A 16506-nucleotide genomic window follows, 5' to 3' on the forward strand; every position below is an offset into this window, starting at 1 on the left:
CGGCCTCCCCAGCCTTGCCGGTCGTTGCTGGCCGCACCCGGTTCATCCGGGTGCGGCAGGGTGGCGACGTTTCAGATCGCCGTGCGGGTCAGCCTCGCCTTGCCGTCGGCAGCGCGATCGATGCGGATGTCGTAGAGCTTGCCGCGGAACGCGATGCGCCTGAGCGTCAGCGATTTCCAGCCCGGCGGCAGTACCGGCGCATACGCTTCGGCCAGGCCATCGTCCTCGATGCGCAGGCCGCTGAGGCCGTAGACGAAGCTCTGCACGAAGCCGGCCGAGGTGGCGAGGATGTAGCCCGCGTTGTTGGCGACGGTTTCCGTGCGCACGTTGAACGGCGGTTTCAGGAAGCCGACCAGGTTGCGCTGGATCCACTCGCCGGCGGCCTTGCTGTCGCCCAGCTCGGCCGCGCCGACGGCGAGCATCACCATCATCATCTCGTTCGGGTCGTCGCCATGCACCTTCAGTTCGTGCAGCTGGAACGCGAAGTCGTTGCGGCGCACCTGCGGCGACATCGGCAAGTCGAGGTTCGGGTACATCAGCCAGGCCAGCGACGAGCCCATCCAGGTGATCTTGTCGTGCGGCACCGAGGCGTCGAAGTCGAGATGGCGCTGGTTTTTCTCGTCGAACGGGATGTACATCTTCGCGGCGATCGTGGCCCATTGCGGATCGGGCGCGGCGCCGACCAGCTTGGCCGCCTTGATCGCGATCTGCAGCGACTTGCGCGCGGCGGCGTTGGTGAACGAGTCGTTCGGCACGTCGTTATAGGCCTCGTCGGGCGAGGTGACGTGATGGATCTCGTAGCGATCCTGCGCCTTGTCGTAGGTGACCCGGCTGACCCAGAACTGCGCGATCTCGCGGATCACCGGCCAGCCATGCTGCTTCAGCCAGGTGTCATCGCCGCTGGCCAGGTAGTACTGCCACTGCGCGATCGCGATGTCCGCATTGACGTGGATCTCGCGGAACACGCCATAGGCGAAGTGCGGCGTGTGGTCGACGCCGGTTTCCGGGTCGGCTTCCCACGGATACATCGTGCCTTTCACGCCATACTGCTTCGCGCGATCGCGCGCGGGCTGCATGGTGCGCGAGCGGAACATCACGATCGGTTTGGCGCGCTCCGGGTGCAGCAGGAGCAGGGCGGGGAACACCCACGAATCGCTGTCCCAGAAGGCGTGGCCGGCGTAGCCCGGGGTCAGCGCGCAGGCACCCATCGGCCAGGCCGTGCCCACGGTGGAATTGGACAGCAGGTAGTACAGGTCCGAATGCACGGCGCGCTGCACCTGCGGATCACCATCGACCACGATGTCGGACTTCCACAGTTCGTGCCAGGCGGCCTGGTGTTCGGCGAGCAACGCGGCGAAGCCCTTGTTGCGCGCGGCATTGGCTAGCGTCACGTTGTCGCGGGCGTCGCCGCCCCAGTTCTGCCGCGACGCGGCGATGTACTTGGTGAAGATATAGGTCTTGCCTTTCTGCACCGTGACGGTGAGGTTGAGCGATAGCTTGTGCGGGCCTTTTTCCAGCGTCACGCTTTCGATCGCGAGGCCCGGCGGCAGCCCGATCGCGGCCGCCTCGGCCATCGTCAGGCCGTGCTCGGCGCGGCCGTCCAGCCACAGCGTCAGTGCCTTCGTGTCGCCGTCGCTGGCGAGTACGCGGGTGTAGCCGGGGTACCACACGGCGGCGCGGTCGGGCGTCGGCACCGGCTTGTTGTCCAGCGTCTGGCCGCTGGCGATCACCGCGGCGATCATCTCGTCGCCGGTCATGCTGGCGATCGGGAAGCGCGGCTGGTGTTCGGACCATAGCCGGATCGGAAACGTCAGCTGCACCGAGCCATCGAACTGCGGCGTGATGGATAGCTGCGTCGCCGCCAGGTGGTTCGAGGCCTGGCTGACGAACGTGGTGACCTTGATGTCGGTCGACTTGTTCGCGTACACGAAGCGGTAGCTGGTCGACAGCGTGCCGTCGTGCATGTCCAGCGTTTGCGCGTAGTCGGCGAAGATCTTCTTGTCGATCCGGGTCGAGTTGAGCCAGCCGCCGCCGGGGTTGTAGTCGATCTCGCTCCAGCCGGGGATCGCGGCGGGACGCGCGATGTCGCCGGGCTTGTAATCCATGAACGCGACCATGTACGCGCGATTGCCCTCGGTGCCGCGCACCGAAGTCATCGTGGAGAAATAGCCGTTGGCCAGGTAGCTGGGAAAATACGTGCCGAAGTTGTCCGCGGTGCCGGTGAGCAGGAAGCTGGGGTCGGTGGCGGCATGCGCCGGCAGGGCGAGCGTGGCGGCGGCCAGGAACAGGGCGGCGAGGCGGGGGCTGCAGGGTTTCATGGTTGCTCCAGATGAGGCGTGCTTCGAGCCATGGCCGGCGAGCTATTTCGCGGCAAGCGGGGTGGCCGTGGTGGCCGCACGATCGGTCTCGCGCTTGAACAGGAACAGCGTGAGCAGAATCAGGGTCATCGGCACCAGCGAGAAATAGAACGCGTGGATGCCGTCGAAGCTGGCGAACACCCTGGCCGTGATGTACGAACCCAGCGTGCCGCCGAGCGCGGAGAACACCACGATCAGTCCGGTCATCGCCGCATGCATCGGCTTGGGCAGCGAGCTCAGCGCCACCGAGTTGATCACCGGGTAGATCGGCGCCATCAGCAGGCCGAGCAATGGGATCAGGTACGCGGCGGCCGGCGCGTTGAACCAGCCAACATCCGGTCGCGCCGCCACGTCGCGCGCCAGCGGCAGCACCACGATCACCAATACGCCCATGCCGACCACGCACACGTTGAGCAGCACGTACCAGCGCACGCGCTTGAGCACGAAGCCGGCACCGATGCGGCCCAGCGCGGTCATGCCGGCGAGGATGCTGGCAAACTGGATGCTCATCGCGTTCGGCAGCTTCAGGATCTCGTTGTTGAAGGTGGGCAGCCAGGTGCCGAAGCTCTGCTCGATCAGCACGTACAGGAAGGCCGAGGCGAGGAATACGTAGACCAGCGGGCGCACGAACAGGCGCAGCATCTCCATGATCGCGTCGACAAACGAATTGTTGTGCCCCTGCGCGTGCGCGGCGCTTTCGTCCAGCCGGCTGGTGGCCAGCAGCACGATCACCAGCGCACAGGCGCCGGCGAGCAGCCAGTACACGTTGAACCACGCCGGGTTGCCCGGGTTCGCCGGGTCGACGTACGCGCTGAAGATCCAGTTGCCGGCGAGCACGCCGACCATGAACAGGCCTTCGATGGTGTTGGTCAGCCGCGAGTGCGCGGTCTTGTCGGCGGTGAGCAGGCCGATCGAGGAATACACGCCGACCTTGGCCAGCGCGAACGAAAAACCCACGCAGGCAAACAGCAGCCGCGTGGTGAGGAAGGTGGGGTAGAGCGGCATCAGCAGACAGGCGCCGCCGACAATGGCCAGCGCCAGCATCATCGAGCGCCGGTAGCCGAACAGCGGCAGGAACGAGGCGACCAGGAACGAGGTGAACGCGATCGTGAGGTCCTTGTAGCGCTCCAGTGCGCTGGCCGCAGGCTTGTCGATGCCGAACGTGGCCATCGACTGCAGGATCACCGTGCCGACGCTGTTGAGCAGGATCGCGAAGATGATGTAGATCAGCGCCAGCGCGACGATCATGCGGATTCGATTCATGTCACCCCCGGCGCCACGGCATGTGCAACTTCAGGAAAGCGCGCTTCAGAAAAACGCGGTCCGGACCGCTCTGAGGTACAGCCCGGACCGCGCGTGCCGCTGAACTAGAACAAGTACTTCACCTGGAAGTTGATCTCGCGGCCTTCCAGTGGCCGGGCCAGGATCACGCCGCCGGAAACGGCGGTACCGAAGATGCGCGAGTTGCTTTCGGTCAGGCCCAGTTCGTTGGTGATGTTGGTGCCCTGCAGGCGCACCTGCCAGTTCTGCTCGATGTTCGCGATCACACCGAAGTCGTAGGTGTGATACGTGCCCAGCTGCTGCAGACCGGACTGGTCCTGGGTGTGCGGACCGACATGCGTGTAGGTCACGAACGCGGTGACGTCGCCCCACGCAAACGGAATCCGGTAGCTCGGGGTGAACATGTAGCGGACCTTGGGCTGGCGTTGCAACTGCTTGCCGTTGATCGGCGCGCAGCCGGTTTCGCCGGTGACCACGTTGGTGAAGATAAAGCACGAGCTGTTGTGCGTGTAGTGGCCGTCGAGGTAGTTAGCCACCAGCGACAGCTTCAGGTTCTCGACCGGAGTGAGCGTACCGCTGAGGTTGATGCCCTTGGAGTCCGAACCGTACAGCTGCGCTGTGCCGACCGGCTTGCCGGCGCCGTCGGTGGGCTGGTAGGTGAGGCCGTTGAACTGCTTGTGGTAGACGCTGATGTCGGCGTAGACCAGCTCGGACTGGTACTTGAAGCCCGCCTCGATGTTCTGGATCTTCTGCAGCGGCGCGGTGTTGCCGGTGGTGAAGCCGCGGATCGCGTTGTCGAAGTCGCCGAAGTGCACGCCCTTGTTGCCGCGCACGTAGACGCTCATGTTGTCGGCCAGCTGATAGTTCGCGCCGACGGTCCACGAGGTGTGGGTCTTGTCGTAGTTGGTGCGTGCGAACGTGCCGTTGCAGACCGGCACGCCGTTGTTGTACAGCGTGAGCGGGTTGCCATCCAGGTCGACATTGGTGAGGTTGCACACCGTGTTCGAGGCGTCCTGATTCTCCAGGCGGGCCGATGCGTCGAACAGCCACTGGCCGATACGCCACGAGTCGGACAGGTAGAACGCCTTGTTGGTGGCGACGCCGCGTTCGGTGATGTTGTAGCCGCCGTTGTCGAGGAAGCCCTGGTTGTCGGTCAGCTGCTTGGTGGTGCCGCCGTCGTTGTAACTCACCATGATCGGGCGTGCGTTCGGCGTGTTGGTCATCAGCATCTGGTTGCCCAGTGCCCACTTGTCGTCCATGGTGTAGTGCGCCAGGTAGACGCCGGCGGTCAGCGTGTTGCCCTCGAAGATTTCCTTGCTGAGACGGAAATCGTTGTTGATGTTCTTCAGGTGCTTGTGGATGTACCACCAGCCCTGGTGGATCACGCTCTGGTTCGGGTCGACCGCGCCGCCGCCGCCCGGGCCGGCGTAGGTTGCCGTGGCCGAACCGGCCGGTAGCCCGAAGCCGCCCTGGCTGGACGGGGTGTTGTACAGCTCGTCGTTCAGCGTGGCCGGGTTGGAGCCGGAGAACAGCGCGTTGGTGTCGACGTCGCCGGCGTCGATCAGGAACTTGTCGCTGATCGTCCAGCCGTTGCCCAGGTCGTAGTCGAAGTTGCCGCCGAAGAAGTTCATCTTCGCGCCGCGGCCGTTGGCGAGGTCGGCGTTGGTGCCGCCGCCCGGATAGCCGGCCAGGAACACGTGCTGGATGTACTTGCTGTTGTAGGTGTCCTTGAGCGGGTCGAAGCCCGGATAGGCGCTGAAGTTGTCGGTGCCGTTCTGGATCAGCGGGATCGGCGTGATGAACTGGTTCTTGTCGTTCAGCGCGCGGGCATACAGCATCATCGTGCCGCGATCCGAATCGTGGGTCAGCGTGGCGGTGAACTGGCCACCCTTGTCGGCCGGGAACTGCGGGTCGCGCACGCCGTCCGAGTCGCGATAGAAGCCGCCCACGCTGCCGTACCAGTTCTCGGCAACCGGAAAGCCGAAGAAGCCGTCGACGCGCTTCAGGTTTTCCGAACCGTAGGTGACGCCGATGCTGCCCGACGGCACTTCGGTGCCCTGCTTGAGGATGAAGTTCGCGGTGGCGCCGATCTGGCCGTCGCCGAACACCACCGACGGGCCGCCCTGCAGGATTTCCACGCGCTCCACGGTGTCGTCGAGACGGAAGATCGAGGTGGTCTCGAAGAACGACAGCGTGGGCATGCCGTACAGCGGCGAGCCCATCATCTGGGTGGAGAAGTAAGGCGCGTCGCCGCCGCCCGGGAAGCCGGCGATCTCGATGTTCGCGCCGGTCTGGCCGCCGGTCGATTCCGGCCACAGGCCGGGCGCGATCTTCAGCAGGTCGGCCGTGCTCTTGGGGTTGGCCAGCTTGATCTGCTCGGCGGTCGCGGTGGTGAGCGTGTAGCTCGCGTCGATCTTCTTCACGCCGGTGGCCGAGCCGGTGACGACGACCTGCTGCAGGTTCGTGGTCTCCTTGGCATCGGCGGCCTTGCGCTGCGGACTCTTCCTGGCGGTCGCCGGCGCGTTCGTCGCCGAGGTGTCCTGCGTGCTGTCCTGCGCCATGGCCGTCGCGGACATGAGGATGCCTGCGATGGCGGCCGACAGCATCAGTCGGGTCATTTGCTTGTTGTTGCCCATGTCACGTCCTCCCCATCAGTTTCGGTTTGGGTCGCGGCACATCAATTGATATGTCCACGCCAGTTTGTCGTTCGGGTTGTTGTAAAGGTATGTATGTCGAATGTCGCAATGCTCGGTAACACCAGGTCTGCCTCGGCCAGCGCCTGCGCCTGACCGATTCCCACCGCCGCCATCCCCGCAGCGTGAATGCTGGCAATGCCAGCGGCGGCGTCCTCGACGCCGATGCACTCTTCCGGCGCCACGCCGAGCGCGCTCGCCGCAGCGAGGAAAATTTCCGGATCGGGTTTGGAGCGGCTGATCCGGTTGGCGTCGACGACGGCGTCGAACAGCCCGGCGATGCCCAGGCGCTCCAGCAGCAGGCCGGCGTTGCGGCTGGCCGAGGCCAGCGCCACCTTGAGCCCGGCCTGGCGCACCGCCTCGATCGCTGCACGCGCGCCGGGCAGCAGGTTCTGCGGCCCGAAGCGTTCGATTTGTTCGCGGTAGTAGTCGTTCTTGCGCGCGGCCAGGGCCTGCTTCTCCGCTTCCGGGTAAGCGCGCGCAGCGGCCTGCAGCAGGATCTCCAGCGAACCGCGCCGGTCGACTCCCTTCATGCGCTCGCCGGTGGCGTCGTCGAACGGCACGCCGATCTCGTCGGCCAGCCTTTTCCAGGCGGCGTGATGCACCACCGCGGTGTCGGCGATCACCCCATCCAGGTCGAAGACCACCGCCTTCAGCGGCGGCAGCGGATCGACGAAACCCACGCACGGCAGGCGCAGCGGCTGGCCGGCATGCAGGCGTTGCGGCAGGCCGTCGTGCAGGAAGGTGAGCGCGCTGCCTTCGGTGACCGTGTAGCGCACGCCGTCGCGATCGACCTCCACGCGCAGGTGCGTGCCCCGCCAGCGCAGCCCGAAGCGGTAGCCTTGCCACGCCGCGGGCAGTCGGGGCGCCAGCGCCGGCATGCCGTCGTGCACGCGCAGGCCGCCGTAGCCCCAGGTCAGTGCCAGCCAGCTGCCGGCCATCGCCGCCATGTGCAGGCCGTGCGCCGCGTTGCCGTGCAGGTCGTCCAGGTCGACGCGCAAGGTGTCCAGGAAATAGCGCCAGGCCTTGCCGGCATGCCCCACTTCGGCCGCGAGCACCGCGAAGGTGGAGGCGGACAGGGTGGAATCGTGCACGGTGACGCCTTCGTAGTAATCGAAGTTGCGCCGCTTGGCGGCGACGTCGACCTGCTCGCCCGCCAGCATCAGGCCGAGCAACGTATCGGCCTGCTTGCACACCTGGTGGCGGTAGATGCTCAGCGGGTGCATGCGCAGCAGCAGCGGCTGTTTGCCCGGCGCCGCAACCCGTTCGGACGGCAGGCGTGGCTTGTCGAGGAAGCCGTCGTCCTGCGGAAAGATGCCCAGCGCGGCGTCCACCGGCAGGTACATCGCCTTCGCTGCGGCTCGCCATTGCGCCGGCTCGTCGGCGTGCAGGCCGATCCGCGCGGCCAGCGCGGCGTAGTCGGCCGGATGGGTCAGCGCCATCCACTCGGCGGTGGCGGCCGCGTCGCGCAGGTGCCGCTGCGCCATGCGGTTGGTGTAGTGGTTGTTGTCGACCAAGGCGGAGTATTCGTCCGGGCCGGTAACTTCGTGGATGCAGAACGCGCCGCCGCGGCGCGGATTGAAATGGCCGACGTCGAGCCAGATCCGTGCGGTCTCGAAGATCATTTCGGCGCCGCGTTCGAGCAGGAACGCCTGGTCGCCGCTGGCGTCGACGTAGAGGCGGATCGCCCAGGCCACCGCGGCATTGATGTGGTACTGCGCCGAACCGCCGGGAAAGTACGCGGAACACTCGTCGCCGCTGATCGTGCGCCATGCGTACAGCGCGCCGCACGGGTGGTCGAGTTCGCGCGCATGCTGGCGCGCGTGGTCCAGCGTGCGGTGGCGCCAGGTCAGCATGGCGCGCGCCAGCTCCGGCGCCAGTGTGACTAGTGCCGGCAGCATGAAGGCTTCGGCATCCCAGAAGCAGTGGCCCTCGTAGCCCTCGCCGGTGAGCCCCTTGGCGGCGGTGCCGCTGTGGCTGTCGCGGCCGCTGGACTGGAACAGATGGAACAAGTTGAGGCGCAGCGCCTGTTCGGTCGCCGGGTCGCCCGCGATGGCCAGGTCGGCCTGCGCCCAGAGAGCGGACAACACCTGCGCCTGCCGTTCGAGCAGGGCCGGGTAGCCGAGCGCGGTCGCCGCGGTCAGCGTGGCTTGCGCCTGCGCCAGCAGGGTATCCGCGGGATCCGTGGCGAACGGTACGGTGAAGGCGTAGGCGACGTACTTGTCCAGGCTGACGGCCTGGCCCGGCGCAAGCGTGCCCGCATAGGCCTGCACCACGCCATCCGGCGTCCGGCCGGCGTCGCGGAAAGTGAGTTCGGCGGCGTGCCGATGACGCTGCGCGCAGACCAGCCGGATGCCGCTGTGGGTGGTCTGCTGGCCGACCCAGGCCAGCTCCGCGTCGGCCTGGGCGTCCCGGTTGGCGAGGCCTCCATGAATGCGGCTGCCGATGCGCGGGTCGTTGCCTTGTCCGACGGCCTCGCGCGCGGTGCCGATCGAGGATTCCAGCGTGATCGGGCCGCGGTAGTCGATCGAACGCACGCGGTAACGGATCGCCAGCAGTCCGGCATCCTCCAGGCTGACGATGCGTTCGGCCTCGATTTCCAGCGTGGCGCCTTGCGGCGAGTGCCAGCGCAGCACGCGGCGATAACAGCCACGGCGCAGGTCGAGGATGCGTTCGAAGTGCAGCCATTCGCCTTGGTCGAGCCGCACTGGCGTGTCGCCGAGGCGCAGCCGGATGTGCGTGGCGTCGGCGACCGGGATGCGCGTGTCGGTATGGCTGGCGAAGCCGGGGAAGCGTTCGTGGTACTCGATCGGGGTGCGTTCCCACACTCCGGACAGCAAGGTGGCCTGGCTGGCGCTGTCGGCTTCCTCCAGGTTGCCGCGCACGCCGAGCGTGCCGTTGGCGAGGGCAAACAGGCTCTCGTCCTGCGCGAAGTCGGCCGGGTCGGTGCCGTGGCGGACCAGCAGCCACGGGTCGCCCGTCGCTTGGCCGCCAGACGGTGATGCGTCGGGGCTTGTTGCTGCCGTCGTCGGGTGATCCACGATAAATCCCTGTCTTCCGCGCGCTGTTGGCCGGGCCATACCCCGGCTGGCGGGCAGCTTGGCAGCAAATGTTATCGGTATCAAGATACCGATAACATTTTAGTGGCACAGGCCTGCCATGATGGCTTCGGGGGCGGTGGAGAAGGCCATGGATACGCACTTTCCGGTCGCGTCGGCGGGTTGCGGCGAGGCGGCGCGGGGCGAGGTTGCATCGACAGGGCGAATGTCGACACACTGCAGGTGCCGGTGCGGGCCATCGCTGCAGTCCGGCAGCGCCGCGGCACCGGAGCCAAGCCAACAGGGATCAGATAGTTGAGCAAGAAAGGCGCGCGCAAGAATGCGTCAGGCAGCCTGACCATGGCCGACCTGGCGCAACTGGCCGGGGTATCCAAGATCACCGTCTCGCGGGCGCTGGGCGACAGCCCGCTGGTCAACCCGGAAACCCGCGAGCGGATCCAGGTGCTGGCGCGCGAGCATGGCTACAAGCTCAACATCAGCGCGCGCAACTTGCGCCTGCGCCGCAGCCATACGGTGGCGGTGATCGTGGAAATGAAACCGTCCACCGATCGCACCATGTTCGATCCGTACCCGCTGGTGCTGCTGGGCGGCATCTCGCAGGAACTGACCGCGGCCGGCTACAGCGTGCTGCTGACCACCCGCCAGGGCGCCAGCGCGGCGGCGGTGCAGGCGGCCGACGGGCTGATCCTGCTGGGCCAGGGCGCGCACCAGGACGCGGTGCGCCGGTTCGACAAGCTGTGCCTGCCGATGGTGGTGTGGGGCGCGCAGTCGGCCAGCGACGCGCACGTGGTGGTGGGCAGCGACAACCGCCTCGGCGGCGCGGTGGTGGCGCGGCACTTCATCGCGCTGGGCCGGCACCGTCCGGTGTTCATCGGCAACCCCAGCCACCCGGAGATCTTCGAGCGGCTGGACGGCTTCATCGACGCGCTGGCGGTGCGCGGGATCAAGCCGCTGCTGATGCGACGCGACGAGTTCACGGTGGACTCGGGCATGGATGCAGTGCGCTCGCTGCATGCGCGCAAGGTCGGCTTCGATGCGATCTTCGCCTGCAACGACCTGCTGGCGATGGGCGCAATCCGCGCCACGCTGGACCTGGGGCGCTCGGTGCCGGCCGATGTTTCGGTGGTCGGCTACGACGACATGCCGCTCGGCGCCAGCTTCCTGCCGCCGTTGAGTTCGGTGCGGCAGGACTGGCAGGAAGGCGGCATGCTGCTGGCACGCAAGGTGCTGGCGCTGATCGAGGGCGAACCGGCCAGCTCGGAATGCCTGCCGGTCAGCCTGATCGTGCGCTCGACCTGATTTTTCAGCGCGTGGCGGCGGCCTGGGCGGTTTCGCTGGGCTCGGCCGGGCTGCGCGCCGGCGGGGTCAGTACCAGCCGGAAGCAGCTGCCGCCACCGGCCACGCGCACGTATTCCAGCGCCGCCTGGTTGGCGTCGCTCATCTGCCGGGCCAGGTACAGGCCCAGGCCGGTGCCGTATTCGTGGGTGGTGTAGAACGGCTCGAAAATTTGCGCGGCCACCTTCGGCGCGATGCCGGGGCCGCGGTCGATCACTTCCAGGATCGGCACGCCGTGCTCGCCCTGCCGGGTCACCACCATCACCCGCGCCGGCTCGCCGGGCAGGCGGCCGTAGCGCAGCGCGTTCTGCACCAGGTTCCATACCACCTGCTGCAATTGCTGCGGGTCGGCCACCGCCGCCACCGGTACGGGGCTGCTGGCGATCGCGCGCAGCGAATCGGCGCCCAGGTCGTTGCCCTGGCTGTATTCCTCGACGAAGGCCTGCGCCCAGTGGCCCAGGTCCAGCGTCTCCGGGCGCGAGCGCTCGCGCCGCGACAGCTGCAGGATGTTCTCGATGATCTCGTTGAGCCGGATGCAGTGGTTGTTGATGATCTCGACCATGCGCTGGTCGGTGCTGTCCATGCTGGTCGACTCGGCCAGCAGCTGCGCGGAGTAGCGGATCGCCGCCAGCGGGTTGCGGATTTCGTGCGCGATCGAGGCGGACAGCCGGCCCAGCGAGGTGAGCGTGAGCTCCTCGGCGCGGCGCGACAGCAGCGAGGTGTCGTCGAGGAAGATCAGTACGTGCGAGTCGTCGTTCGGCGCCAGCCGGGTGAAGCGCGGCACCACCTCGGGCACGCCGTCGGCGAGCTGGGTGGCGGTCTCGTCGAGTTTGCCGGAGGTCATCCAGTGGTACAGCCGGCGCGACAGCTCCGGCGCCAGCTGGCCGAGGTCGCGCTGGTCGGCGCCGGGGTTGCCCATCAGCATCCACGCCGATTCGTTGATCTGGTGGATGCGGTTGGCGTCGTCGACCAGCAGCACGCCGGTCTTCATGCGGCGGATGATCAGCTCGTTGACCTGGGCCAGGTTGGCCAGGTCGGTGCTGCGCTGCTCGGCCAGCGCCTCGGTGGCGCGCAATTGCCGGCCCAGCACGTGGCACAAGGTGGTGGTGGCGAAGTAGGCGAGGCCGAACAGCGCCGCTTCGAGCAGGTCGCGGTCGCCGGGGTTGTCGATCGAACTGCCGAACAAGGTATGCCCGAGCATGCCCAGCGTGGCCAGCGCGGCAAAGAAGCTGGACAGCCGCAACGGCAGGATCAGCGCGCCGGCGCTGAGGTTCACCGCCAGCATCATCGCGATGCCGATGCGCGCGTCGTGCATCGCGGCGATCGCCAGCACGGCGGCGGCGATGTCCACGACCAGGGTCGCCGCCACGGCTGTCCTGGCATACGGCATGCTGCGCCGGTTCAGCAGCAGCGCGACCAGCGCGAAGACCAGGTACAGCGCCGTTACGGTGCGGGCGAAGTCGGGAGTGGCCAGTTGCGGCCAGCCCAGGCCCGGCGGGCTGAACGCCAGGGCGGCGTAGACCAGCGCCTGCACCAGCCGGAACGCGTTGAGGAACGACAGCTCGTGGCGGATCGTCGCCGTGCCCGCGCGCGAGGCAGTCAAAGGTACTGTGCTGGACATATGCCGCCTGTACTGGGTGGATCAGGGCATTCCCGAGGGTTCCGGCCGAGTATAGACGGGCTGATCGGCGCCGTGCCGATGTCGGAAAGCGCATGGGAGCGCCCTGCGCGGGCGCTCCGCGCAGGCAGCCCTTTCCATCGGCGCCCGCTTCCGCGAAAATGGGCGGCCGTGTTGCGCGGTATGGCCGGCTTCGTCCGGCTGCGCACTGCATGCCGGCAGCGCGCTCATCCGCCGTCCGACCTTCCTGACCCACGCTGATGTCACGCGTGCGGCCGCCATCGTTTCTCCGTTCGCTCGAGGTATCGAATGAATTTCCACGAATACCAGGCCAAAGAACTGTTCGCGCAGTACGGCATTGCCGTGCCGCCGGGCAAGGTCGCCAATTCCCCCGACGCCGCCGTCGATGCCGCCAAGGCATTGGGTGGCACGCAATGGATGGTCAAGGCGCAGATCCATGCCGGCGGCCGCGGCAAGTCCGGCGGCGTCAAGTTCTGCCGCAGCTTCGACGACGTGCGCGCCGCCGCCAAGGGCATGCTCGGCACCAACATGGAAACCTACCAGTCCGCCGGCCGCGCGCTGCCGGTGAACCTGGTGCTGGTGACCGACGCCACCGACATCGCCCGCGAGCTGTACCTGTCGATCCTGGTGGATCGCGACAGCAAGGCCGTCTCGTTTATCGCCTCCAAGCACGGCGGCGTGGACATCGAGCAGGTCGCCAAGGACACGCCCGAAGACATCCACACCATCGTGGTCGATTTCGTCGAAGGGCTGCAGCCGTACCAGTGCCGCCAGCTCGGCTTCGCGATGGACCTCAACGGCAAGCAGGTCAACCAGCTCACGAAGATCATGCTGGGCCTGTACAAGCTGTTCAACGAGCAGGATCTGGCCCTTGTCGAGCTCAATCCACTCGCGGTGCTGGAAGACGGCAACCTCGCCGCGCTCGACGGCAAGGTCAACTCCGACGACAACGCCGAATACCGCCACCCGAACTTGGCCGCGATGCGCGACCTGACCCAGGAAGACGCGGCCGAAGCCGCCGCGGTGAAGTACAACCTCAACTACGTGACCATGGACGGCTCGATCGGCTGCATGGTCAACGGTGCCGGCCTGGCGATGGCCACCATGGACGTGATCAAGCTGGCGGGCGGCGAGCCGGCCAACTTCCTCGACGTGGGCGGCGGCGCCACCAAGGAGCGCGTGACCGAGGCGTTCAAGCTGATCCTGTCCTCGGACAAGGTGCGCTGCATCCTGGTCAACATCTTCGGCGGCATCGTGCGCTGCGACCTGATCGCCGAGGGCATCATTGCCGCGGTGAAGGAAGTGGGCCTGAAGATTCCCGTGGTGGTGCGCCTGCAGGGCACCAATGTCGATCAGGGCCGCGAACTGCTGGCCAATTCCGGCCTGGCGATCACGCCGGCGGATGATCTCAACGACGCGGCCCAGAAGGCCGTGGCTGCCGCGAAGGCCTGAGGAGTAATCGAATGAGCGTTTTGGTCAACAAGAACACCAAGGTGATCGTGCAGGGCTTCACCGGCCAGCAGGGTACCTTCCATGCACAGCAGTGCCTCGACTACGGCACCCAGGTCGTCGGTGGCGTCACCCCGGGCAAGGGCGGTTCCGAGCACATCGGCCTGCCGGTCTTCAACTCGGTCGATGAAGCCGTGCTCGAAACCGGTGCTGACGCGTCCGTCATCTTCGTGCCGCCGCCGTTCGCGGCCGACTCGATCCTGGAAGCGATCGACGCGGGCATCAAGGTGATCGTGGCGATCACCGAAGGCATCCCGGTGCTCGACATGCTGCGCGTGAAAAACGTGCTGCAGCAGCATCCGGAAATCGTGCTGATCGGGCCGAACTGCCCCGGCATCATCACCCCCGGCGAATGCAAGATCGGCATCATGCCCGGTCACATCCACCAGAAGGGCAAGGTCGGCGTGGTCTCGCGCTCCGGCACGCTGACTTATGAAGCGGTGTTCCAGACCACCAACGAAGGCCTCGGCCAGAGCACGGTGATCGGCATCGGCGGCGACCCAATCAACGGGCTGAACTTCATCGACTGCCTGAAGCTGTTCCAGGACGACCCGCAGACCGAAGGCATCATCATGGTCGGCGAGATCGGCGGCAGTGCCGAGGAAGACGCCGCCGAGTTCATCGGCGAGTACGTGAAGAAGCCGGTCGTTTCGTTCATCGCCGGCGCCTCGGCTCCGGCCGGCAAGCGCATGGGCCATGCCGGCGCGATCATCTCCGGCGGCAAGGGCACCGCCGCGGCGAAGTTCGCCGCGCTGGAGAAGGCGGGCGTCACCACGGTGAAGTCGCCGGCGGATCTGGGCAAGGCGCTTGCGAAGCTGATGAAGAAGTAAGTCGGTCCGGCGTAAGTCGGCTCCGTAGTGCTCTAAAATGCGAAGGCCGCGATTCGTCGCGGCCTTCGTCATTTCTGGAGCACGTTCATGGCAAGGCTGCGTCTGGCACTGGCCCAATACGATTTCCCGGTCGGTGCGGTGGCGGCGAATGCCGCCAAGGCCGGCGACCTGATCGCGCGGGCACGCACCGGCGGTGCCGCGCTGGTGGCGTTCCCCGAATTGACCCTCAGCGGCTACCCGCCGGAGGACCTGCTGCTGCGGCCGAGCTTCCTGGCCGCCTGCGACAGCGAGCTGGCCGCGCTGGCGGCGGCGACCAACGGCATCGCCGCCCTGGTCGGCCACCCGCACAGCGAGGGCGAAGTATTCAACGCGGCCAGCCTGCTGCGCGATGGCAAGGTGGAGTGCACCGCGCACAAGCAGGCGCTGCCGAACTATGGCGTGTTCGACGACAAGCGCTATTTCCGCCCCGGCCACGCCTCGGTCACGAGCGTGATCGACGGGGTGAGCGTGGGGTTGCTGATCTGCGAGGATGTGTGGCAGCCGGAACCGGCGGCGCAGGCCGCGGCGGCCGGCGCGGAGCTGCTGGTGGTGATCAACGCCTCGCCGTGGGACGAGCGCAAGCAGGCCGAACGCGAAGCCATGCTGCAGGCGCGGGCGCGCGAAACCGGTTGCGCGGTCGCCTATCTCAACCTGGTCGGCGGCCAGGACGAGGTGGTCTACGACGGCGGCTCGCTGCTGGTGAACGGCGACGGCTCGATCGCCGCGCGCGCGCCGGCCTTCGTCGATGCGCTGCTGTGGGCCGAGTTCGATCCGATCGCGCGCACCTTGTCGGCGGAAGACTGGCCGGTCGCTGCCGACGCTTCGCTGGAGGCGACGCTGTACGCGGCGCTGGTGCGCGGCACCCGCGACTACATCGACAAGAACGGCTTCGGCGGCGTGCTGCTGGGCCTGTCCGGCGGCATCGACTCCGCGCTGACCCTGGCGCTGGCGGTCGACGCGTTGGGCGCGCAGCGGGTCACTGCGGTGATGATGCCCACCCGCTACACCTCGCAGCTGTCGCTGGACGGCGCGCGCGCGCAGGCCGAGCAACTGGGCGTGGACTACCACGTGATCGACATCGAGCCGACCTACCAGTCGTTCATCGGGGCGCTGACTCCGGCGTTCGCCGGCAAGGGCGCCGACACCACCGAGGAAAACCTGCAGTCGCGCATTCGCGGCGCCATGCTGATGGCGCTGTCCAACAAGCATGGCCGGCTGTTGCTGGCGACCGGCAACAAGAGCGAGATGGCGGTCGGTTACGCCACCTTGTACGGCGACATGTGCGGCGCCTATGCGCCGCTGAAGGATGTCTACAAGACCGTGGTGTACCGGCTGTCGCGCTGGCGCAATAAGGCCGGGAATCGGGATTGGGGATTCGGGATTCGGCAGAGCACGCCCTCGCAAGACAGCGGTTTTTCCCCAATCCCCAATCCCCAATCCCCAATCCCGAACGAAGTGATCGAACGTCCGCCCTCGGCCGAACTGCGCGACAACCAGACCGACCAGGATTCGCTGCCGCCGTACGACGAACTGGACGCGATCCTGGTCCGCTTCATCGAAGCCGAGCAGTCGCAGGCGGAGATCGTGGCGCAGGGTTTCCACGCCGACGTGGTGCGCCGGGTGGTGCGGCTGGTGCTGCTGAACGAGTTCAAGCGCCGGCAGTCGGCGCCGGGCCCGCGCGTGACCACCCGCGCCTTCGGCCGCGAACGGCGCTATCCGATTACCTCCGGCTGGAGGTGACGGGATTTGGGATTGGGGATTCGT

8 protein-coding genes and 1 pseudogene are annotated in these 16506 nt (G+C 67.1%); 4 read left to right on the forward strand and 5 right to left on the reverse strand.

Annotated elements, in window-relative coordinates; all coding sequences use genetic code 11:
- Window positions 1-71: 71 nt before the first annotated feature.
- From ASG75_RS12445 to pgmB, 4 genes are all read right to left on the reverse strand, one after another.
- Window positions 72-2318, reverse strand: a complete 2247-nt coding sequence (locus ASG75_RS12445; RefSeq protein WP_056389841.1) for a glycosyl hydrolase family 65 protein — start codon at window positions 2316-2318, stop codon at window positions 72-74.
- Between the two features lie 42 nt (window positions 2319-2360).
- Complete coding sequence (locus ASG75_RS12450) at window positions 2361-3620, reverse strand: MFS transporter (protein ID WP_056389845.1); 1260 nt, start codon at window positions 3618-3620, stop codon at window positions 2361-2363.
- A gap of 104 nt (window positions 3621-3724) precedes the next feature.
- Window positions 3725-6274 carry a TonB-dependent receptor gene (locus ASG75_RS12455; protein ID WP_056389848.1) on the reverse strand — a complete coding sequence of 850 codons (2550 nt, stop codon included), beginning with the start codon at window positions 6272-6274 and terminating at the stop codon, window positions 3725-3727.
- A 41-nt stretch (window positions 6275-6315) separates the two neighbouring features.
- Complete coding sequence (gene pgmB / locus ASG75_RS12460; RefSeq protein WP_235580222.1) at window positions 6316-9372, reverse strand: beta-phosphoglucomutase; 3057 nt, start codon at window positions 9370-9372, stop codon at window positions 6316-6318.
- A gap of 312 nt (window positions 9373-9684) precedes the next feature.
- Here pgmB and ASG75_RS12465 point away from each other — a divergent pair, with 312 nt between their 5' ends.
- On the forward strand, window positions 9685-10689 hold the full coding sequence (locus tag ASG75_RS12465; RefSeq protein WP_082547602.1) for a LacI family DNA-binding transcriptional regulator: 1005 nt from the start codon (window positions 9685-9687) through the stop codon (window positions 10687-10689).
- Between the two features lie 4 nt (window positions 10690-10693).
- Here the strand turns inward: ASG75_RS12465 and ASG75_RS12470 are convergent, their stop codons facing one another.
- Window positions 10694-12346, reverse strand: a complete 1653-nt coding sequence (locus ASG75_RS12470) for a HAMP domain-containing sensor histidine kinase (protein WP_056389852.1) — start codon at window positions 12344-12346, stop codon at window positions 10694-10696.
- Window positions 12347-12649: 303 nt separating this feature from the next.
- Here ASG75_RS12470 and sucC point away from each other — a divergent pair.
- The 3 genes and pseudogenes from sucC to ASG75_RS12485 form a co-directional block, all read left to right on the forward strand.
- Window positions 12650-13816, forward strand: a pseudogene (gene sucC, locus ASG75_RS12475) (ADP-forming succinate--CoA ligase subunit beta); the annotation flags it as partial.
- 11 nt (window positions 13817-13827) lie between these two features.
- Entirely contained in the window at window positions 13828-14703 is an 876-nt protein-coding gene (gene sucD, locus ASG75_RS12480; protein WP_056389858.1) for a succinate--CoA ligase subunit alpha, read from the forward strand.
- Between the two features lie 87 nt (window positions 14704-14790).
- Window positions 14791-16482, forward strand: coding sequence for an NAD+ synthase (locus ASG75_RS12485; protein ID WP_056389861.1), 1692 nt, complete (start codon window positions 14791-14793; stop codon window positions 16480-16482).
- Window positions 16483-16506 lie beyond the last annotated feature (24 nt).

The sequence above is a fragment of the Rhodanobacter sp. Soil772 genome, assembly GCF_001428385.1.
In the GTDB taxonomy this organism is placed as follows: domain Bacteria; phylum Pseudomonadota; class Gammaproteobacteria; order Xanthomonadales; family Rhodanobacteraceae; genus Rhodanobacter.